Source organism: Loigolactobacillus zhaoyuanensis, assembly GCF_003946385.1.
Taxonomy (GTDB): domain Bacteria; phylum Bacillota; class Bacilli; order Lactobacillales; family Lactobacillaceae; genus Loigolactobacillus; species Loigolactobacillus zhaoyuanensis.
The window spans coordinates 84755-105735 of record NZ_RHOE01000001.1 but is presented as its reverse complement, the minus strand read 5'-3'; the positions used below and the strand labels follow the sequence as shown (position 1 = coordinate 105735).

Here is a 20981-nt window from a genome sequence, read left to right as displayed (position 1 = left end):
TCCAAGGAATCCAAGACGCGCTTAACCACCGGCCACGTCGGAGCTTGAACTACAACTGCGCCAGTGAACTATTCATTGATTTAGATGATTAACTATACCAATTTATAAGAATAGGTCGATACTGTTGCACTTGATTTGACAATTTGGGCCAAAATAAAAAACCACGCTTACTGACAATAAAATGCCGGTGCACGTGAGTTTTACTGAAATTATTTTTACATTTAATTATTTAGAGCTAGCGTCAATTAAACTAGTTGGCTGTTTCTATGCTTACCACGGCGCCACAACGTCTTGTTGCATCTTCAATGAGCCCTCACCGACTGCAACATCCTGCTGCAAGGTGACTTGCGGTGTGAAGCGCATTTTTTCGGGTTCAAAATTGAACTGCAACTCGCTTAGGCGGCCCGAACGATTTTTGCGAAAAATCAAGTTGATTCGGCGCACATCGCGCTGCGCTTCAGTGGTGCTGGCTGGGTACAAGAAGCTGACCACGTTGGAATCTTGTTCAATGCTGCCGGATTCGCGCAGATCAGCTAATTGCGGCGTTTGATCAGGTCGTTTTTCTAATTCACGGTTCAGTTGTGAAAATAAAATAATGGGAATGTGCAGCTCATTGGTCAGTAATTTTAATTCGCGGGTGATGGTTTCGATTTCTTGGCGGCGATCGTTACGGGCTGCGAGTCGCGTCAAGCTGATGATCTGTAAATAATCGATCACCGCTAAATAGTTGCCGGCCCCCGCTTTTTGCGCGTGCGCCCGAATGACTTTAATAATCTGCGTCAGCACTAATAGACTATCGTGCAACTGTAATTGTTGCGGATTGACCTGGTCGATCGCCATGCGGACCTGCTGCTTCTCCGCGGCCGTCATTTGGTGAGCTGGATTATTGAATTTACCAGCCGCCACGCCGGTGGTGTAAGCCAGCGTCCGCTGATAATTTTCGGTGGCTGACATCTCTAAGGAGAATAGATCGACTTGTAGGTCAGGCGCATGGCTGATCGCCTGCTGGATCAAATTAATGGCGAACGCTGACTTGCCAATACCTGGCCGCGCGCCGATCGTCCATAAAACATCACCGCGCAAGCCACCACCTAATACCGTATCGATGCCGTTAAAGGTTTGTACGCCAGTCGGCTGCGTTTGCGCCAACGCCTGCAACATTGCCGCCCCATGCTCAGGCAGACTGCGCGTGGCTAACCGCGGCTGGTTTAGCGCAGCCAGCTGTTGGCTATACTGTGTCAGCAGGCCACAATTAAGCATGCTCGGTTTGGCTAAATAGGCTTGGGCCATATCTGCCAACTTTGCTTGGACAGAATTAAATTCCAGCATGCGCACACTCCCTTGAAACGCAGCCTCATCAGTTGTGGGCTGCGCAAAAGACTGCCAGTCAGTTTCGGTGAAAACCTGAGGCTCAGCCGCGGAAAACCGTTGCTGTATCTCAGTCCAATGTCGATACGAGCCTTGGTCGTCTAGCAGCCAGCGAATCAAAGTCCGACATTTTTGCTGCTTAAACCACTGCGCCGCCAACGTAGTCGTTTTAAGCACCGTGGGATGTTGGATCAAATAATGACAAATTTCAGTTTCGATATTCATGAATAACTGCCTCCACTTCTTTTTTAGTTGTTACGATCTGATCTGCTGCCGCCTTGGCCACGACTTCATCAACAGTGGCGCTGACCGCATATAACCCGTACAAATACGCCTGACGCGTGCGGGATACTGCCGGCTGCGGCTTTGAGCTAGCGGGTACCTCGTTTAAATAAGTATTGAACTTTGGTCCAAACAGCGTCTGCGGCCGCAGAAAAGGCCGCATTTTAATATCATCCTTCCACTGCCTAGTTTTCCAATCGATCACTCGTTTAATTTGGGCTGTCGTGGTCTGATGCTGATATAATTCAGCGACTAGCAATTGGATATCCTCATCGGCGGCAAACGCTTTTTCCGCAACTTGATTTAAATAAATCAATAGCTGCTCCGTGGCTTTTTTTATTTGCTTGCGCTGCGGCTGATTATAGTCCTGTAATAAATGCGCGGCAGCTGAATCCGGCGTCGCCCCGTTGAGCACCACAAAATTCGGCGACCAATTGCAGATGCGATATTGCTTGGTCGCGGTCGCGCGAACCAAGCCGCACGCGATCAACGTCCGCAACGAACGACTAACACTATCGCGGCGCTTACTCCTTAGCCACGCACACAAAACGGTTTGCGTTAATGGCTGCTCCGGCTGCTGATAGATCAATCCTTGCTGATTCAGTTCAGCCGCTCGTTTCAGCAGCACCGACCATAAGGCTAACGCGTTTTTATATTGCGTGCCCGTAGTGCTATCAGCCAGCTTTTGAAATTCCTTTTGTTGGTAATAATTTAAGTCAACTTGCAATTTAATGTGCATCCGCTCAGCTCCCTTGATGATAGATTGAAATTAATGACGCCAACTTTGATAGTAAAAATCCCCTGCACTTATACATACGTTGGTTCTGCATCATTTTTCCCACTTTTTTGAATTATTTTTAACCTCCCATACTAGTCTCGTTTGAGCACCCCGAAAAGTGCCAAACTTTTTTTAAAAAAATTCCGACGTTCGGCATAAACGTTGGTCTGATCGGTTTGATCAGGGAAAAGTTTTTTGACCTGAATTTAGCTAATGACACCATTTGTGTCTGCGGTTTTATAACTTTGCTACAAATGGTGCCCTCACTTATATATACGTTTGAGCAGGCCATTTTGGGACATTATTTTTTGCACCAATTAAAAAAAGCCCCAACCATAATGGTCAGCGCTGAGCATTAGTCCAGAAAGCAAGTTTCGCTACAACTAAGTAATAGTGCCTGTTGTTAAGAACACGTACCATTGTCTTATAGCACACGCTTAAACTAAAATATTTGGTGATAAAAAACGGGACATGATCTTACTGATTCTTTCTAAATTTTGGCTAAAAGCAGAGTAAGTTAACTTCCATTCCGGCGCCAGTGGACGGAACGAGTGGGCACGTTGGCGAGCTAATTTTTCCTGGATAAACCCAAAAGCGGACGGAAAAATGGATCTCGCCAGCCACGCATAGTTCTAAATGGCATAACCCGCCATCAAGAACTATCGACACATCTGCGACTTGAACTTGGCGGTTTTCGCCTTAGTTCAATCGACAACGGGAAGCAGGTTCTGTTTAGCGAATATGTGCTAGTTTCTGATACTTGTTAATTTAGTTGTTAAGAACGAGCAACAGTGGTCCACTGACGCCTCCATTCCAGCAGGCCATGGTTGAGCGTTCAATTATTGGTTGTTTAAGTGGCAAACTTAGTGATAAACAGAATACAAAAAAACTCCAATTCAGTTAGTTTTTGTCTAACTTTATTGGAGTTCTTCAGGTACTTGGTGACCGATTTATGGTCGCCTAGTACCACGCGTTCCATACGCCAGCGCCGGAATGGCACCAAACTAAATCTGCTTACACACTGGCATGACAGCAAAGCTTTCGAAAAAGCTATTTCCTACAACACCAGCGCCTCTATTCTTTGCACTTCAAATCAGCAATGACACGATCTGTGTCACACGTATAAATTGTTTGCTACATTTGGTGTCATTGCTATTGGCCTGCTTGGCACTTGTTGTGGTCTAAAACGCTTTAAGCTTCCGGCTGCACTTTTAGCAATTTAAACACTTGCGCCACACTGCCAAAGTGCGCTGCCAGCAAGGCTTCGGTGATTCCGTATTGTTGTAATGAGGTCAAGCTGACTGGGTCGTCAGCAAAAATTTCACTGGCCATGTTAAGTAATTCACCGGTCGATAATGTTTGCGGCAAAAAAGCCAAGCCCGCTGCTTGTTTCAGCGCATACCAGCTTTTGGCGTAATGCTGCATGATCTCTTGGCGCTTAGGAAATGCCTGCGCGTACTGATCAAAGTCAGTGACCACAGTGGGATCAACTTGCCGATAAGTTGCGGCAAATTGGGGAATAAAATCTTGATAGGACGGCCATTGCCATTGCCCGTTAGCTAATTTTTGAATAAGTCATCATTCCTTTTATAAATATCCTATTTATTATAGCAGAAACGCGCCAGCGCAACTTGGTTTCAGGTTTGTATTTTGCCGTGACTTAATCAATAATAGAGCCAGGGTCCAACGTAAAACTAAACGCATTAGAAAGTGGGTTTTAAAATGAAAATCAATCAATTTGCACAGATCGACGTTGACGCCGAGCAAGCGCTGACGGAATTGCAAAACATCGGTTTATTTACGCCGACAGCGTTGACTGCGGATTTAAGGACTAACTTAGCGCATTTCCTGCACCGCTGTTTTCCCGAAGCATTAACGCCTAGTAGTCAAAATGAAGCGATCGCTAATTTACTGCTTGATCAAACGACCACGGTCAGCGCTTTTTTAGCGGCGCCCACGACTTTGACGGCGGTTCAATTCTACAATCTTGCCTTACAATTGCTGGGTTTTGAAGCGACTACTGATTTTGATTTAGCTGACCCGCTGAAATTCATGCGCGCTAGCCAGCTGGCATTTGCCGACACTAGTCCGTTAGATAATGCGACTTTATTAACTGATATTTACTTATTATTGACCACCCACACCAAATTAGGCTTAACCTATTTGGATGATCTGGCTGATCGCGGCTTTTTTGCCACTTATACTGGGCCGCGGCCGTTATTTTTCAATGGTAAAGCGCAGGCTGTTTTTGATACGCGGCATTTGATCAAAGAAGTCGTCTACGTTGAAGCGCCGTTGGATACTGATCATGATGGTCAGCGCGATCTGTTGGCAACAACGATCATACGACCACAGGTGCCAGCTGAATTAAAAATTCCAGCACTTTACACAGCTAATCCTTATTTTAAGGGCATTAATGACGTTGACGACTTACTACACAACGTGGATCAAGAACTGGCGGTCAAGTCAGCTGCCGACACACCCCTGCCAACCAGCACGACGACACTGCCAAAACCACGTTCAGTTCAAGGTCGAGCGCAACAAACTGAAAAAATCGCCACCGACAACAGTAGCTACGCGCTAAATGACTACCTGTTGGCCCGCGGTTTTGCCAGCGTCTATGCAGGCGGTATTGGCACCCGCGACTCCGACGGTATTCGGACTTGCGGCTCAGTGGCAGAAACTACTTCGACGATTGCCGTGATCGAATGGCTCAATGGCAAGCGGCGCGCCTTCACCAACCGTACCGATAATATCGAGATCAAGGCGACTTGGTGTAATGGCAACGTGGCGATGACCGGCAAATCTTATTTAGGCACACTGGCGGTCGCTGCTGCCACCACAGGCGTTGCCGGCCTGAAAACGATCATCGCTGAGGCCGCTATTTCTAGTTGGTACGATTATTATCGTGACAACGGCTTGGTCGTGGCGCCTGTTGATTGCCAAGGCGAAGACACTGATGTCCTCGCTAAGCTATGCCTTTCCCGACAAAAAGACGCCGCCGATTACGCCAAAGTTAAAGCGATATTTGCTGACGAATTAGCGCAGTTGCAGGCCGGCCAAGATCGCACGACGGGTAATTACAATGCTTTTTGGGATGAGCGCAATTATCGGAACCAAATTGCTAACGTTAAGGCTGACATTGTGCTGGTCCATGGTTTAAATGATTGGAACGTTAAGCCGCGCAATGTGGAAAAGCTGTGGCAAGCCTTAAAAACAACTGGCGTGCAGCGGAAACTTATTTTACATCAAGGGCAGCATATTTATATCAATAATATGCCTTCGTTGGATTTCACTGACATGATGAATTTGTGGCTGAGTTATCAGCTTTATGGTGTGGCCAACAACGCGCCGGCGGTGATCCCCAACGTGACGATCCAGGATAACTTAGCCGCGGAAACTTGGCGCGGTTATCATGATTGGGCCCCTGTTGATCGTAAACGGCAGCTGTATCATTTCACGCCAACCGCGCTCACGCTTGAGGAACCAACCGACGCTGCCTTCGTGACTTTTAAGGATGATAATCGGCAGCCGTTTGAACAAAATAAGCGTGATGAGACGCGCTGGCTACATGACTTCATCACGGCGACACCAGCCTATGCCGCCAATCAATTCCGCTTGAAAACAGCACCGTTAGCGCAGCCGCTGACGATCGATGGCAACGTGACCGTCACGCTACAAGCCGCTGTTGATCAGCCAACTGGCCTGCTCAGTGTCCTAGTCGTTGATTACGGTCAAGCGCAGCGTTTAGGCGCCACACCCAGCATGCTTGAGCGCAAAGGTTATCGCTTAAATCCGGCCGGTCAAACCGATGATCTCGTTGAATTTAAATTACAAGCCGCCACCGACTATAAATTGATCACCCGTGGCCACATTAATTTACAAAATCGGCAAAGTAACACGACTAGTTTGCCGGTCGAACCGGGCAGCTTTTACACGGTTAATTTTGACCTGCAGCCGACCTACTTCCGCCTCGCTGCCGGCCATCAACTCGGCGTGATCGTCTATGCCAGCGACATGGGGATGACGCTGTGGCCGCAAACCGTCGCCAACTACAAGCTCGATCTCAACGCCTGCCAGCTCAGCGTGCCTTTTACTAAACATTAATTAAAATAAGCATGCGCTGTAAGGTGCTTAAGCAATAATGTCTGGAAATAGAAAATCCGCTCGACATAATTTGACTGGTTCTGGCTGAGATTGGATGTAAAAAACAGAGTTGGTTAGCTTCCATTCCGGCGCCAGTGGACGGAACGAGTGGGCGCGTTGGCGAGCTAATTTTTCCTGGATAAACCCAAAAGCAGACGGAAAAATGGATCTCGCCAGCCACGCATAGTTCTAAATGGCATAAATCGCCATTAAGAACTATCGACACATCTGCGACTTGAACTTGCGGTTTTCGCCTTAGTTCAATCGACAACGGGAAGCAAGTTCTGTTTTGCGAATAAATACTAGTATCTGATACTTGTTAATTCAGTTATTAAGAACGAGCGACAGTGGTCCACTGGCGACTCCATTCCAGCAGTCAACAGTTGAACATTCAACTATTGATTGTTTAAGTAGCAAAACTAGTGACAATCAGAACGAAAATGCCGGTAAAACAGTTGAAAGACTGTTTTACCGGCATTTTTATGCGCATATAACCTAACTTTAAAACTACGAATCACTAACAACTGGCGGTTAATCCTAGTTGAACTAGCTAAGACAATTAAACTAACTAATTAAATAGTGATCTAACACTGCCAAGGTGGAATGGAGGCGCTGGCGTATCACTGTCGCTCTTTCTTATCAACACTGCTTAGCAAGTATTGAATTTAACACTTATTCGTTAAACAGAACGCTCTTCCCGTTGTCGATTGGACTATTGCCGAAGTACGGCAAGTCCAAGTCGCAGCTGTGTCGATAGTACTTGGTGACCGTGGTCGCCTAGTACTATGCGCGATTGGCAAGATCCATTTTCTTTTCCGATTGGGCTTAATTGGAAAGAAAATTAGCTTACCAACGCGCCACTGTCGCTCGTTCTTAACGACTAAATTAACAAGTATCAGAACTAGCACTTAACCGCTAAATAGTACTTGCTTTCCGTTGTCGATTGAACTATGGCAAAAACCGCCAAGTTCAAGTCGCACGCGTTCCATACGCCAGCGCCGGAATGGAAGCTAACCTACTCATCCTAAACGTGCCTAAAAAAGCAGATTCCTGCGCCTAGCTACGATTGGCAAACAAGCCACTGTGTGTCTCTTATTGCCAATCTAGGCTAGTGCTCAGAATCTAAGCGCCTTTTTAGGGCACTCTTTAATATAATTCTAAGTATTGATCGCGTTCCCATTGGGAGACAACTTGGCGATATGACGCCCATTCCAGGCGTTTAGATTCCATAAAGCTTTGGTATAAATGGCTACCCAGCGCATTGCGCAATACTTCGTCTTCTTGTAGATCTTTCAAAGCATTGTGTAAGGTTGAAGGAAGATCGGTAATGTGGTTGGCTTTCAGCTCATCCTCGTCCATCCGGTAAATATTACGATCAACCGCTGGCCGTGGTTCAACCTTGTTCCGAATGCCGTCCAAGCCGGCTTCCAACATCGCCGCAATAGCTAAGTATGGATTAGCAGTGGGATCAACGCTCCGTAATTCCAAACGCGTCGATAACCCGCGGGCTGCTGGCACCCGAACTAATGGTGAACGATTTTTACCGGACCAAGCAACATAAACTGGGGCTTCAAAACCAGGTACTAAACGTTTGTACGAGTTGACTGTTGGATTAGCGATCGCCGTCAAGCCGCGCGCGTGATTCAATAAACCAGCTAAGAAATAATAAGCTTCAGTCGATAAGCGCATGTCGCCTTTTTCATCGTAGAACGCATTGCCTTTGTCATGGAACAATGACATATTCATATGCATCCCTGAACCGTTAATACCATCCAGCGGTTTCGGCATAAAGGTCGCGTGCAAACCATGCTTACGGGCAACTGTTTTAACCACTAACTTGAAGGTTTGAATATCGTCAGCGGCTTCTAGTGCGTCGGCGTATTTAAAATCGATCTCATGCTGACCAGGCGCTACTTCATGGTGGCTAGCCTCGACTTCAAAGCCCATATTTTCTAATTCTAAAACGATATCGCGGCGGCAATTTTCACCTAGATCGACTGGGGCGAAATCAAAATAACTCCCTTTATCGTTTAATTGCAAGGTTGGTTCGCCATTAGCGTCAAGTTTGAACAGGAAAAATTCGGGTTCTGGTCCAATGTTGAAGTCGGTGTAACCGGCAGTCCGCATTTCATCAAGCACGCGAATCAAATTATTCCGTGGGTCACCGTCAAATGGTGTGCCATCTGTGTTGTAGACCCGGCAGATCAAGCGCGCAACCTTGCCGTGTTCGGAGCCCCAAGGGAAAATCATCCAAGTGTTCAAATCTGGATATAAATACATATCACTTTCTTCAATACGGACGAAACCATCAATTGAAGAACCGTCGAACATCACTTTGTTATCCAGCACTTTATCTAGCTGATCAACGGGAACCTCCACGTTTTTGATCACACCGCTGATATCAGTGAACATCAAGCGGAGAAACTGAACATTTTCATCTTGTGAAATTTGACGGATCTCATCCTTAGTATAGTTCTTTTTAGCCATGGTCATCGCCCCTTCAATTTAGTAACTAAATTAATTTTATCGGTATCGCTGTTTTTAAAGCCGCTTGTGCGTATGAAAAAGAGTCGGCTGACCTTGTTCATCACTGTTTAGCCGGCCTTGTTGCAATAATTCATCATGAAAGATCCGGCGAACATCGTTATCGGTCACCGGTCGATCTAGATCAGCCTGCTTTTTTTGCTGTGCTTGTGCTTGCATGTCATAGATATGTTTGATGCCAGCCATGTTGATCCCTTCAGCTAAGTAATCTTTGATCTCCAGTAGCACGTCAATATCATTTAATGAGTACATTCGGCGATTACCATCATTGCGCTGTGGTCGAATCAATTCTTGTTCTTCATAATAACGAATTTGCCGCGCAGTCAGATCAGTCAATTTCATCACTGTTCCGATCGGAAAAACAGACAGCGAACGCCGTAGTTCTTTCTCTTTCATAGCGACCCTCCTTTATAAAGCCAAATTCATCATAGCAAGCCACCGCACGTTTGTCAACACGGTATGTTATGTTTTATAACATAGAAATCAATTGTTACGGCTTTTCAGTAAAAAAGACTGAATTAGCCGCAGCTGTAATCGCTAACTTAACGTGTTCAAAGGTCAAGCCGCCTTGAATGTATAACGTATACGGTGGCCGTAACGGACCGTCCGCTGATAATTCAACACTGGCGCCTTGAACAAACGTCCCAGCAGCCATAATGATCGGATCAGCGTAGCCGGCCATTTCGCTAGGAATTGGCGCGACAAAAGCATCGACTGGCGAAAATTGTTGGATCGCCTTAGCAAAAGTCACCATCGCCGCGGCATTTCCAAAATTAACCGTTTGAATCAAATCAGTTCGTGGCGCTTGCCAAGTGGGGTGCACATCTAATTTAAGTTGGCCTAATAAAGCCGCGGTGAAAATGGCGCCTTTGATCGCCTCACCAACTACATGGGGCGCCAAGAAAAAACCTTGGAACATGTCAGCCATGCTGTTTAAAGTGGCTGCTTCCGCCGCACCAATACCAGGCACCGTCAACGCGTAACCCACACGCTCAACTAGATCACGCCGACCCGCAACGTAGCCACCAGTTTTGGCAAGCCCGCCGCCAGGATTTTTGATCAATGAGCCTGCCATCAGATCAGCACCAACTGCTAATGGTTCTTCGGTTTCAGAAAATTCGCCGTAACAATTATCGACAAAAATGGTAACTGTCGGTGCAATTTTGCGTACGGCTTTGATCATCACGGCAATTTCAGCCACAGTGAAGCTATCGCGACTGGAATAACCGCGCGAACGCTGGATCGCCACGACCTTAGTTTGTGGTTTTAGGTGCGCTGCGATCTGATCCAGCGCTACCTTGCCTGCCGCTGTCAAGGGCACGTGATCAAAACTGATCCCAAATTCCTTCAACGAGCCGATCCCGTTGCCGGCAACACCGATGACTTCTTGCAATGTATCGTAAGGCATGCCAGTTAAATACAATAATTCGTCGCCGGGCCGCAATAAACCGAAAAAGGCCGTTCCAATGGCGTGGGTCCCAGAAACAAACTGGGGCCGCACTATCGCCGCCTCACCACCAAAAGCTTGAGCGTAGATCGCATCGAGCTGATCACGGCCTTCATCATCATAACCATAGCCAGTGGTGCCGGCAAAGCTAGCCGTTGCAACTTGATGGTCGCGAAAAGCAGTTAACACTTTATGCTGGTTATACAAGACTTGTTGACTAATTTCAGCTAGTTGCGGCTGAATTTGTTGATCAACTTGTGCGACTAATTGTTGTAATTTTGGATCAATTTGTTGCCAATTTTCTACCATGATAATCTCCTTGTCACCTTTTCTATTTTACTCCGCTAAAAACTGGGCAACGTCAGCCTTGATCTGGCTGAGCTGTTCTGGTTGCGCCAATAAATCATACCAATGAGTCGGCATTTGATTACGGAAAAATGTCAGTTGCCGTTTAGCGAAGTGCCGCGAATTCTGTTTGACCTGGGCGACTGCAGTAGCCAAATCGATGTCACCGGCAAAATAAGGAAAAAATTCTTTATAGCCGATCGCTTTGCTGGCCTGCAGTGCCTGCGCCCGATTTTGATAAACTAATTTCGCTTCGGCTAGTAGCCCAGCAGTCATCATCAGGTCGACCCGGGCGTTGATCCGTTGATATAAAACCTGTCGCTGCGTGGTCAGACCAATGATAAATGGCTGATATTGTGGGTTGACTTGATCAGTTTGTGCCGAGATCGGCTGACCAGTTAACGCAAACACCTCTAAGGCGCGGATCAAGCGGCGACTATCGCCGGCTGGGATCTTAGTCGCACTAACTGGGTCAACTTGCGCTAATGCAGCTTGCAGCGCCTGTACGCCTTTGGTTGCGTAGACCTGCTGCCACTTTTCTCGGACTGCCTGACTGGCGGCGCTGGCCGCACCGCCCAGTTGATAGCCGCGTAATAACGATTGGACATAAAAGCCAGTCCCACCAACGATAAAAGGCTGCCGCCTGCGCTGCGCGATCGCCGTGATCGCTTGTTCAGCCAACGTTTGGAAGTCCGCCACCGTAAACGGCGCCGTCATGGGTCGAATATTTAATAAGTGATGGGTGATGCCCTGCATTTCTGCCGGCTGGATTTTAGCCGTGCCAATATCCAATTGCTGGTAAACTTGCATCGAATCGCCGGAAATAATTTCACCAGGAAAATGCTGCGCCAGCTCCAAGCTTAACGCGGTTTTACCCACTGCTGTCGGTCCCACGATCAAAATGATTTTTTGTGGCGCCATGAGTAACCTCCTTCTGACTGAATAGCCTACAGTACAAGAAAAGGTTGACAGCAATCTATTGATTGAGCCAACCTTTTGCCTTGCTATTTACGCTTGGTTTTGCCGTTCCAATCCTGAAAACCGCGCTTGAGCCAGAAAATCTGCTGATAGCCTTTGCGATTTAATTGGATGGCCGCCCGGGTACTTAATGTCCGCCCTTGATCATACAAATAAACGGGTAGATCTGGGCGAATTTCGCCATAACGTTGTTTCAATTGTGAATAAGGTAAGTTCCGTGCCCCTAAAATATGGCCGGCATCAAAATATTTACTTTCACGTAAATCGATGATCTGTGCCTTACGCATGCCGGCATTAAAATCAGCTTCAACTAATTCTTTGCCGACGCGTTTGCGCTGGATCATATAATAAATTTGCTGCCCAGCGATGAAAAGAAAACCTATAACGACGATTATTTCTAAAATTAAATTCCACATGACCGATCAACCTCCCCAAAAAATACTACGCTAACGCAAGTGTGCCGCGAGCCGACACGTTCAAGCGCGCACTAAACAAATTCTAAAGCTAATGAAGCAGCACCAATGACGCCGGCAACGTTGCCTAACGCTGCTAACTTCAATTTAGTCGTTGCCCTAACTTGTGGGAAAGTATATTCATTGAAGTAAGCTTGTACTTGGTCCAATAAGAAATCACCAGCAGCCGATACGCCGCCACCGATCACGATAAAGGCTGGATTCAAAGTATTGCCGACATTGCCTAAAGCGATGCCTAAATACTTAGCCACTTTATCAACGACCATTTTAGCTAATGGATCACCTTGTTTAGCCAAATCAAACGTAATTTTAGAAGAAATTTCGTTGCCATCATCTAGAATTTGCTTTAATTGTGACGTACCAGCGTATTCTTCAGCCATATCGCGGGCCACACGAACCACGCCAGTCGCGGAAGCTACAGTCTCTAAGCAGCCTTTTTTGCCACAGGTACAAACGTAACCAGTTGGATCAACGGTCACGTGGCCAATTTCACCAGCTGCGCCAGCTGTCCCGTGTAGCAAATGCCCGTCGGCGATGATCCCGCCACCGACACCTGTGCCTAAAGTTACGAAAGCCACGTTATCGTCGTTTTCGCCAGCACCTTTCCAGCGTTCGCCTAAAGCGGCAACGTTGGCGTCATTATCGATGGCAAATTGGATCCCAGTGCCAGCTTCGATTTCTTTTTTAGCTTGTTGGAGCGTCTTCCAGTTCAAATTGTAGGCGCCGATAACCGTGCCCAGTTGCCGATCAACGGTACCAGGCGAACCCATGCCGATGCCAGCAAATTGGTCAGCGGACATATCGTACAAGCCGAGATGATGATTGATCGATTCAATAATATCCGGGATAATATGCGCGCCTTCGTCTAAAATATTTGTATCGATGCTCCAACGTTGTTGAATGTCGCCTTCCACCGTTAGAATCGCAAATTTTGTGGTCGTGCCGCCTAAATCGACACCAATCAATTTTTTATCCATGCCTGTTACTTACCTCCAGATTGATTTTCATGTCGCTCTTCAATTCGATGCTCATTTTCTAACACCATTTTGGCACGAAGATAAGTGTCGTGTTCAACCACGGCGGCTTCGTATAAATGGTCCAACTCAATTGCCATTAATTCAATATCCCATAGCCGCTTACCCACGTAAACGTAGATATTATATTTTTTAAGCAATTGCTGAACATCATATAATGTTTTCATTTTGTCACAACCTCACAATTATACCGTGAAAGCTTAGTTAGTAAAACCCATATAAAGAAAAATTCCGCTCGCTAATGCTAAAACCACCAACGCCCCGATCCGGCGTACTGTGGAAACACTGCGTTGATACGGTACACCCACAATGTTTGCCACCAAGAAGCCACCTAGCAGACCGCCAATATGGCCAGCCAGATCGATCCCAGGGTTAAAAAGATCAAAGGCTAGATTTAACAGAATAAATAGCCCAAATTGCTGGCCCATCGCCCGGATCCCGCTATTTTGGCGGAAAGCCTCCATTAGCATGAAGAAAGCGCCGAATAAGCCGAATAACGCTGTGCTAGCACCGACCGAGATCCCCGGGTTAAAAACAAAACTAGCGATATTGCCGGTGATCCCGCTTAATAAATAAATCAGCGTAAAGCGCCAATGGCCAAATAACGACTCGATCTGCATCCCAATAAAATACAAGGTCACAGAATTAACCGCAATGTGCATCAACCCGCTGTGCAAGAATACCGGGGTGAGCAAACGCCACCATTCACCTTGCTGGATCAGCACGTTGACCTTAGCACCAAAGAAAATCAACACATTACTATCTTGGCTACCACCAAATAAAGTCATCACCAAGTAAACTAGAATCTGTAACCCTAAAAAGAAATACATCATATAAGGCTCGTTACGCCATTGATTTAGTTTTCGTTGCATCCTTATTTCACCTGCTTCACAGTGATCACATGATCGATCGTCATATCAAATCGTTCGACTGGCCAGTCTGCCGTTGTATAAAATTGCGGGCTCAGTGCTAGACTCACCGTTTTTTGCGGATGCTGGGCTAAAAAGCGATCATAATAACCGCCGCCAAAGCCTAAGCGCTTGCCAGCAGCGGTAAAGGCTAAACCTGGCACTAACAATAAATCAAAATCAGTTGCCACTAGTTCTGCCTGATAAGCCGGCTCGTGTAACCCGAATTTACTTTGGACCAACACCGTCGTCGCCGTATAAGGTAAAAACGCTAACTGGCGCTGCGGCATTACTTTAGGCACGTAAACCGTTTTACCAGCAGCCCATGCGGCTTCAATGATCGGTTGCGTCGCTACTTCCAGCGCTTGACTAATGGTCAGGCCAATTCGCTTAGCCTGCTGCCATTGCGGCAGTGCAAACAATTGTTGATATAACTGTTGTTGCTCTTGCTGCTTATCTGCTTGCTGCGCCAAATTGGTTAAACGTTTGATCAACAGTTGACGTGCTGCTGCTTTTTCCATTTGCTCACTCCCAGCAATTAGCCTTCCTAAAAAAATAAGCCCGGGGATTAGCCCGAACTCACTTACATAATAACCACCACTCAGTGAGTAATGGTCATAATGCACACATTTACCCAGCCACGCTAAGTAAACGCGCCATCGGCTTTACTTAGTTTCGCGATGTACGGTAACTTTCCGTTCGTTTGGGCAATATTTATTTAATTCCATACGATCAGGATTGTTACGACGATTCTTGCTAGTTAAGTAGTTGCGATGATGACAATCTGTGCATTCCATTGTAATGTTCACACGCATAATTGAAATCCTCCCTGATATTTATATTTTTTTCGACCTTCGTCTCAAACGAGTATTAGTTTATCATTTTTTACTAACGCTGGCTAGTCCTTTTAGCAAATAATGTAAAGAATTTTTACTTGACAGCCTAAAACGGCTCTATTTGAAACGTCAAAGTACAATTCTACCAGAAAATTGACGTTTCAGCCACCAACTTGTTTTGTGTGTTAGCTAACTTAGCTTTTTTGCAAGCAAATTGTCGACGCAATAAAATGTTAAAGCAAACTTAATGCTTCTTGGTTGTACCTTTAAGCAAAGTGTTTTACTATCGTAGTAGAGAGAAGGAATGCTTGATGGTAGGCTATATTTATTTAGGAATTGCAATTATTGGTGAATTGATCGGAACTAATCTGTTGAAAGTCTCGGCAGGTTTTAGTCACCTTTTACCAACGATCGGCACCCTACTGGCTTATGGCATTTGTTTTTTCTTTTTATCGCTGTCGATCAAAACGGTGCCGCTTAACTTGGCTTACGCAAGCTGGGCTGGTCTCGGTTTAATTTTAACCACGCTGATCTCGATTTATTTATGGCATGAGCCTTTGAATTTCATCGGCGTCATCGGGTTAGTCTTGATCGTAGCTGGCGTCGTCCTTTTAGACGGCTTCGGCACCGCTTGATCCGTATCTTGTCATATTTGCAATCAAATTGAAATATTAATTTTACGCAGCTTCTTTGCGTTCAGTATTAGAGTCAGGTATGATAAGTGCTAAGCCAGAATCATTGTTATTGGAGCGATTAATTCATGAAGCGATTCATCAAAATGCAACAATTAGCGATCATTGTGTTATTGGCCGTAACTTTACTAGGTTTGGGCTATCGCCACATTGTTAGCGCAAAGCAAGTCATGGCGCCAAAAGTTGAATCAGCTGTGACCGCAACTAAGAAAAAGGTCCAGCCCAAAAAGACACCAAAAAAGAAAACCATCGATTGGCGCGCACCGTCGGAGAAGCAAGCCTATCCCGACCTGAAACAGCATCCCAACGCTTGGTTAGATGTTTCTCAAGGTAAACAGCGCGTGTACGTTAAAGATGGGACAAAGGTCCTTTATACCATGTATGCGTCCACTGGGATCAACAATACCACGCCAAATGGAACCTTTACGATCGAAGCCGAACGTGGTCAAAGCTTTTTTAATCAAAGTTTAAATGAAGGGGCCAACTATTGGACATCTTGGTCAGGCCACGGGGTTTATCTTTTCCATACAGTACCTACTGACGCATCCGGCAATTACGAAGTCGCCGAAGCCGAAAAGTTAGGTCAGAAAGCCTCCCATGGTTGTGTCCGCTTAACCATTGCCGATGCTAAATGGATCCACGATAATATCCCCTTCGGCACCAAAGTCGTCGTACATGATCCGTAAAATCACGTCATTCAAATAAGACCACTGACAATTTTTAAGTTCTTGCTTAAGTTTGGCTAAATACAGAGTTGGTTAGCTTTCATTCCAGTAAGTAATGGTTGTACAAACGTTACTTGTGTTAAGTGACAATGCTAGTGGTAATTATAATACAAAACACCGGAAAAACAGTAAAAGCTGTTTTTCCGGTGTTTTTGAGTTAGTATAGCTTATTTTGAAACTATGAGTCTCTAGCAACTGTCGGTTAATCCTAATTGAACTAACTAAGACGATTAATCTAATTCATGAAATAGTGTTCTAAAACTGCCAAGGTGAAATGGAGGCGCTGGTGTATCACTGTCGCTCGTTCTTAATAACACTATTTACAAGTATCGCAATTAGTACTTATTCGCTAAACAGAGCTTGCTTCCCGTTGTCGATTGGACTATTGCCGAAGTGCGGCAAGTCTAAGTCGCAGCTGTGTCGATGGTTCTTGGTGACTGAATTGTGGTCGCCTAGTACCATGCGCGATTGGCAAGATCCATTTTCTTTTCCGATTGGGCTTAATTGGAAAGAAAATTAGCTTACCAACGCGCCACGCGTTCCATACGCCAGCGCCGGAATGGAACCAAACTAACTCTGCTTATGCACTAGTATTTGCAGCTAAGATTCAGAAAGCGCCATTTTTTCGGTGACCTTATTTTTATGCGGTAAATCTAAATTATTGGCTAGATCATGCCTGCTTTAGCATAAACGTGTCTAAAGGCTAGCCGAACGCTCGGAAGCTGACTGTCTTATTAGTCGAAACGTGTTCCATAAGACAGCTTCTTCCGCTTAGCTACGATTGTCGAATAATTCACTGCGTGCATTATTTGTCAATCCCGGCTAATGCTCGGAAGCTGACCGTCTTATGGAACACTCTTTTTAAAATTTATTTTGGATCGTATTGATATTTTTAAGCAGCACGGAAATCGTGCCATCCGGATTGTTAACAAACTCGATCAGGTCACGGTTTTGATAAATATCCACGGGAACGATCAATTCAATGCCATTGTCGAGCTTAAACTTCTGCTTGCTGACTTTGGTTTCAAACTTATGAGTCAAGTCAGCCTTTTGCCGCGGCACTTGTGCTTGTGTGACCTGCTGTTCAAATTCTTCCTTGGCGGCAGGATTTTCTTTGAAAACTTGTTGACTAACATAATCGACATCCAATGTGTTGGTATCGGTCAAACTTTCGTAAACGGCTTGCTTCAAATTAGCGGTGGTCGCGACTGGGTCCTGATTATATTTTTCCGCCACTGTGGTTACCGCTTGCCGCACTTGTTTAACACTCGACGTTAGCGTTGGCTCCGCCGTCACCTGCAAAAAATAATTAGCCACGTACGGCTGTTTTTCACCATCAATTTCGTAAACTTTATCAGCTAAGAAATATTGGCCACTAGCTTGATCAAGTACGACACCTTCAGTGATCGCTTGACCCACGGCTGGCAGCACAGCCTGATTCAAAATAATCTGGTTCGCGACCGCCTGCTCATCATAATTTAAATAATGAATAAAATCTTGGCGCTGGTTCAGCTTTAAAACAGCTAGGTATTCGCGCTCATTTTCAGTAAATTGAGCCACCAACAGATCCCCACTAACAATATCGCTATGCTGCAAGCTAAAATCAAAAAAGCGCTGCGCTAGCTGTTGACTCAGTGGGATAAAATCAGCTGTTTGCTGGCTCAATTGTAGGACAGGATTATCTGCGGGTAAGACGCCGTTTTGATTATCGCGGCGCATAAAGCGCAGGCACAACTGTTCAACATATTGGGCGATCCCGGCCTCAGTTAAATCCAAAACTTGCTCAGAATAATAGGCCGTTGCGGTTGCTGGATCAACGATGTGTAAAATAGCTTGGTTAATTTGCATTGAAATAAGCTCCTCTTCATAATCAAAATTAAACTGGCTGGGCTAGCGCGCAACCATAAATAAAGCCGCAACCAACAATGGCTGCGGCTTTATTTTAGTCCTAGTTAGTGCTGCTGGTAGACGTACTGGTGGTACTGCTAGAAGTGCTGGTGGCAGTCGTAGTAGTGGTACTAGTGCCGCTAGAAGTCTCCTGCCCAGTATCTTTAAAGTAATTACTGAACATTTCTTCAGCGACTTGGGTATTATAATGCGCGCTGTCCGCATCTTCCGAAATATTCGGGAAGACCACTGCAACCGCAATTTGTGGATCATCCGCCGGCGCATAGCCTACAAAGCTGGAAGTTAACGTTGAAGGTGGATTGGCGTTATTAGGATTAGATGAATCATAGTAGAAGGTTTCGGCAGTCCCGGTTTTACCAGCAATTGATGGCGTAAAGCTCTTCAATGAATGTGCCGTGCCCCAAGCCATACTACCGTGGGTCACATTATAGAAACCTTCCTTGACCACATTAATTTGTGCTTGCGTTGCACCAATTTTATTCAAAACGGTTGGTGTGGTAGTCGATTCAGTATTGCCTAATGTTCCATCACTATTTGTATCGCGAATTGATTGGACCAAGTATGGCTTCATCCGGTAACCATTGTTTGCGATCGTTGAAATATATTGACCTAATTGCATGACGGTGTATTGATCAAAGTTCCCGTATGATAAATCAAGCGCCTTGACCACGTCAGTTGTGGGGCCGGTATAGCCTGCCACTTCGCCTGGTAAGTCAACGCCCGTTTTGACGCCGAGACCAAACTGATTGAAATAACCGCGTTCCTTAGCAAAGATAGATTTATTCATGCTAAAGTACTGATTGGCTTCATATTTAGCGTTGCCTTCCTTCATGGCCAACCGCATCATATAAATATTGGAAGAAACTTCCAACGCCTGTTGTGCGTCTAATGACGTATAAGTTCCGGCTGAATAAACCGCCTTTTTGATCAAGCCGCCCGAGAAGTACAACGGCGTATCGGAGAGCGTGTTATCAGAAGGTGTGATCGCACCGTCCATCATCCCACCAAGCACGGTTGCCCCTTTGACCACTGAACCCATGGTAAAGGTTTGATTGACCACGCCCAGCGCATTGTCGGTTGTATCGCCAGTTTTCGGATCGTTACCGAGCCCAGCCATGGCTAAGATCGCACCCGTTTTAGGATTCATTGCCACTGCATATGCCCCATCAGAATACTGCGTCATCCCGGCCGTTTTGGCAGTATTGAAAACACTTTTCAGGGTTGCTTCAACTTGTTTTTGATAATTAGAATTGATCGTCAGAACTAAGTTGCCACCTTTTTGACCAGAATAAAGTTTTTTGCTGCTAACAACTTTATTATTGGCGTCCATCGTGACCTGTGTCTGTGCCTTAGTTCCTTTCAACACATTTTCATACTGTTCTTCCAAATAACTGGTGCCCACGCGATCATTACGTGAATAACCTTGAGTCAAATATTCATTCAGCTTATCACTTGGTAAGCCAGATTTTTCTGACGAAACACTACCGAAAATACTGCGCATCGAGTCGCCATTAGGGTAGGAACGTTCCCAATCAGAGGCAATATTGATCCCGGGTAACTCAGTTAAATGCTCACTGACCTGCGCGACCTCGGCTTCGGTAACGTCACTATTTTTAATATAAACCGTTGATAATTGATAAGCGCCACTCATCGTTTTGAAAATCTGTGCTGCTTGGCGTTGTTGGGTCGTGAATTTCAAATCACTAGCTGTAACGGCAGCCATTTCATGCTTATAAAGCACTTTTTCGCCAACACTGTCGCCATTGGCATCGACTTTTTTACTTTGAGGTAAATTATTATAGATCCGCTTTAAATTTTCAGCATTGGCTAAATAGTAATCAACTTTATCACGGTGCGTCAACCGATCCACGTCGACACTAATGAAGCCACTTAATTTGTTGGCGATTTTATAAACATCCGTGGATAAAACGTTAGCGTCTTTCGTATAACTGATTGCATTGTTCGCTTTATTCCCGACCATGACCCGGCCGTTGGCGTCGTAGATCATTCCGCGGGGCACCGTTGTCGTGACCGTTGTTTTATCAGTTCGCTCAACTTCAGCCTCAAACTTAGAGCCATAAAGTATCTGCAAATAACCTAATTGGGCAATCAAAGCCGCAAATAATATGAAAACGATAAATAACAAAAAATTCAGCCGAAAAGGAATACTCGACTGATTTTTAGCTGGTCGATTAGATTTTTTTCGCAAAAATTTCACTGCCGATTTCTCCTCTACTCCACAATTAAGGTTGTTGATCAGCTCAAAACGCTGATCAACTTCTATGTTCCGGGCGATGACCATTCAACTAAAGGCGAAAACCGCCAAGTTGAAACATGGCTCTACTCCACAATTAAGGTTGTTGATCAGCTCAAAACGCTGATCAACTTCTATGTTCCGGGCGATGCGACTTAGACTCGCCGCACTTTGGCTTAGTCTAATCGACAACGGAAAGCAAGCTTCCACCTTGCAAAAGCGCGTAAGTAATTAATACTTGCTAATAGTGTTGCCAAAAACGA

Annotated in this window: 18 protein-coding genes; 3 read left to right on the top strand and 15 right to left on the bottom strand. The window is 45.6% G+C overall.

The features are described 5' to 3' along the window. Window positions 1-270: 270 nt before the first annotated feature. The 3 genes from EKM76_RS00505 to EKM76_RS00495 all read right to left on the bottom strand — a co-directional run bounded on the left by EKM76_RS00505 (window position 271) and on the right by EKM76_RS00495 (window position 3907). The gene (locus EKM76_RS00505; RefSeq protein WP_125548709.1) at window positions 271-1593 is read right to left on the bottom strand and encodes a DnaB-like helicase C-terminal domain-containing protein; all 1323 of its coding nucleotides are present in this window, start codon (window positions 1591-1593) and stop codon (window positions 271-273) included. After that, window positions 1577-2389, bottom strand: a complete 813-nt coding sequence (locus EKM76_RS00500) for a conserved phage C-terminal domain-containing protein (protein WP_125548708.1) — start codon at window positions 2387-2389, stop codon at window positions 1577-1579. Before EKM76_RS00500 ends, EKM76_RS00505 begins: the two co-directional genes overlap by 17 nt. 1230 nt (window positions 2390-3619) lie before the next feature. Beyond that, window positions 3620-3907, bottom strand: coding sequence for a hypothetical protein (locus tag EKM76_RS00495; RefSeq protein ID WP_225417842.1), 288 nt, complete (start codon window positions 3905-3907; stop codon window positions 3620-3622). Between the two features lie 243 nt (window positions 3908-4150). Here EKM76_RS00495 and EKM76_RS00490 point away from each other — a divergent pair, with 243 nt between their 5' ends. Beyond that, on the top strand, window positions 4151-6535 hold the full coding sequence (locus EKM76_RS00490; protein WP_125548707.1) for a Xaa-Pro dipeptidyl-peptidase: 2385 nt from the start codon (window positions 4151-4153) through the stop codon (window positions 6533-6535). Window positions 6536-7720: 1185 nt separating this feature from the next. On the opposite strand, the gene glnA is transcribed toward EKM76_RS00490, so the two are convergent. The 10 genes from glnA to rpmG form a co-directional block, all read right to left on the bottom strand. Continuing rightward, on the bottom strand, window positions 7721-9061 hold the full coding sequence (glnA, locus tag EKM76_RS00485) for a type I glutamate--ammonia ligase (protein WP_125548706.1): 1341 nt from the start codon (window positions 9059-9061) through the stop codon (window positions 7721-7723). A 54-nt stretch (window positions 9062-9115) separates the two neighbouring features. Continuing rightward, entirely contained in the window at window positions 9116-9514 is a 399-nt protein-coding gene (locus EKM76_RS00480; RefSeq protein WP_125548705.1) for a MerR family transcriptional regulator, read from the bottom strand. A gap of 94 nt (window positions 9515-9608) precedes the next feature. Next, window positions 9609-10874 (bottom strand): methionine gamma-lyase family protein, encoded by a 1266-nt coding sequence (locus EKM76_RS00475; RefSeq protein WP_125548704.1) that lies wholly within the window; start codon window positions 10872-10874, stop codon window positions 9609-9611. Between the two features lie 27 nt (window positions 10875-10901). Next, entirely contained in the window at window positions 10902-11831 is a 930-nt protein-coding gene (gene miaA, locus EKM76_RS00470) for a tRNA (adenosine(37)-N6)-dimethylallyltransferase MiaA (protein ID WP_125548703.1), read from the bottom strand. Between the two features lie 83 nt (window positions 11832-11914). After that, entirely contained in the window at window positions 11915-12304 is a 390-nt protein-coding gene (locus tag EKM76_RS00465; protein WP_125548702.1) for a rhodanese-like domain-containing protein, read from the bottom strand. 71 nt (window positions 12305-12375) lie between these two features. Beyond that, the gene (locus EKM76_RS00460; RefSeq protein ID WP_125548701.1) at window positions 12376-13338 is read right to left on the bottom strand and encodes an ROK family glucokinase; all 963 of its coding nucleotides are present in this window, start codon (window positions 13336-13338) and stop codon (window positions 12376-12378) included. Window positions 13339-13343: 5 nt separating this feature from the next. Beyond that, window positions 13344-13562: a YqgQ family protein gene (locus EKM76_RS00455; RefSeq protein ID WP_125548700.1), complete on the bottom strand. Its 219-nt coding sequence runs from the start codon at window positions 13560-13562 to the stop codon at window positions 13344-13346. A gap of 33 nt (window positions 13563-13595) precedes the next feature. After that, on the bottom strand, window positions 13596-14267 hold the full coding sequence (locus tag EKM76_RS00450; protein ID WP_125548699.1) for a rhomboid family intramembrane serine protease: 672 nt from the start codon (window positions 14265-14267) through the stop codon (window positions 13596-13598). A gap of 2 nt (window positions 14268-14269) precedes the next feature. Then, window positions 14270-14824, bottom strand: a complete 555-nt coding sequence (locus tag EKM76_RS00445; RefSeq protein ID WP_125548698.1) for a 5-formyltetrahydrofolate cyclo-ligase — start codon at window positions 14822-14824, stop codon at window positions 14270-14272. 144 nt (window positions 14825-14968) lie between these two features. Beyond that, on the bottom strand, window positions 14969-15118 hold the full coding sequence (gene rpmG / locus EKM76_RS00440; protein WP_125548697.1) for a 50S ribosomal protein L33: 150 nt from the start codon (window positions 15116-15118) through the stop codon (window positions 14969-14971). Window positions 15119-15450: 332 nt separating this feature from the next. On the opposite strand from rpmG, the gene EKM76_RS00435 reads away from it, so the two are divergent. Beyond that, window positions 15451-15774, top strand: a complete 324-nt coding sequence (locus EKM76_RS00435) for a DMT family transporter (protein ID WP_125548696.1) — start codon at window positions 15451-15453, stop codon at window positions 15772-15774. A 125-nt stretch (window positions 15775-15899) separates the two neighbouring features. Then, a complete protein-coding gene (locus EKM76_RS00430; RefSeq protein ID WP_125548695.1) occupies window positions 15900-16517 on the top strand; it encodes a L,D-transpeptidase in 618 nt (205 codons plus the stop codon). 900 nt (window positions 16518-17417) lie between these two features. Here the strand turns inward: EKM76_RS00430 and EKM76_RS00425 are convergent. After that, window positions 17418-18404 carry a nucleoid-associated protein gene (locus EKM76_RS00425; protein WP_125548694.1) on the bottom strand — a complete coding sequence of 329 codons (987 nt, stop codon included), beginning with the start codon at window positions 18402-18404 and terminating at the stop codon, window positions 17418-17420. Between the two features lie 100 nt (window positions 18405-18504). Next, complete coding sequence (locus EKM76_RS00420; protein ID WP_125548693.1) at window positions 18505-20682, bottom strand: peptidoglycan D,D-transpeptidase FtsI family protein; 2178 nt, start codon at window positions 20680-20682, stop codon at window positions 18505-18507. Between the last annotated feature and the right edge of the window lie 299 nt (window positions 20683-20981).

What these genes read in the sequence shown, in the direction of transcription:
- EKM76_RS00505 (WP_125548709.1), bottom strand. Translation starts at nt 1,593, where the DNA reads ATGAATATCGAAACTGAAATTTGTCATTATTTGATCCAACATCCCACG.
- EKM76_RS00500 (WP_125548708.1), bottom strand. Translation starts at nt 2,389, where the DNA reads ATGCACATTAAATTGCAAGTTGACTTAAATTATTACCAACAAAAGGAA.
- EKM76_RS00490 (WP_125548707.1), top strand. Translation starts at nt 4,151, where the DNA reads ATGAAAATCAATCAATTTGCACAGATCGACGTTGACGCCGAGCAAGCG.
- glnA (WP_125548706.1), bottom strand. Translation starts at nt 9,061, where the DNA reads ATGGCTAAAAAGAACTATACTAAGGATGAGATCCGTCAAATTTCACAA.
- EKM76_RS00480 (WP_125548705.1), bottom strand. Translation starts at nt 9,514, where the DNA reads ATGAAAGAGAAAGAACTACGGCGTTCGCTGTCTGTTTTTCCGATCGGA.
- EKM76_RS00475 (WP_125548704.1), bottom strand. Translation starts at nt 10,874, where the DNA reads ATGGTAGAAAATTGGCAACAAATTGATCCAAAATTACAACAATTAGTC.
- miaA (WP_125548703.1), bottom strand. Translation starts at nt 11,831, where the DNA reads ATGGCGCCACAAAAAATCATTTTGATCGTGGGACCGACAGCAGTGGGT.
- EKM76_RS00465 (WP_125548702.1), bottom strand. Translation starts at nt 12,304, where the DNA reads ATGTGGAATTTAATTTTAGAAATAATCGTCGTTATAGGTTTTCTTTTC.
- EKM76_RS00460 (WP_125548701.1), bottom strand. Translation starts at nt 13,338, where the DNA reads ATGGATAAAAAATTGATTGGTGTCGATTTAGGCGGCACGACCACAAAA.
- EKM76_RS00455 (WP_125548700.1), bottom strand. Translation starts at nt 13,562, where the DNA reads ATGAAAACATTATATGATGTTCAGCAATTGCTTAAAAAATATAATATC.
- EKM76_RS00450 (WP_125548699.1), bottom strand. Translation starts at nt 14,267, where the DNA reads ATGCAACGAAAACTAAATCAATGGCGTAACGAGCCTTATATGATGTAT.
- EKM76_RS00445 (WP_125548698.1), bottom strand. Translation starts at nt 14,824, where the DNA reads ATGGAAAAAGCAGCAGCACGTCAACTGTTGATCAAACGTTTAACCAAT.
- rpmG (WP_125548697.1), bottom strand. Translation starts at nt 15,118, where the DNA reads ATGCGTGTGAACATTACAATGGAATGCACAGATTGTCATCATCGCAAC.
- EKM76_RS00435 (WP_125548696.1), top strand. Translation starts at nt 15,451, where the DNA reads ATGGTAGGCTATATTTATTTAGGAATTGCAATTATTGGTGAATTGATC.
- EKM76_RS00430 (WP_125548695.1), top strand. Translation starts at nt 15,900, where the DNA reads ATGAAGCGATTCATCAAAATGCAACAATTAGCGATCATTGTGTTATTG.
- EKM76_RS00425 (WP_125548694.1), bottom strand. Translation starts at nt 18,404, where the DNA reads ATGCAAATTAACCAAGCTATTTTACACATCGTTGATCCAGCAACCGCA.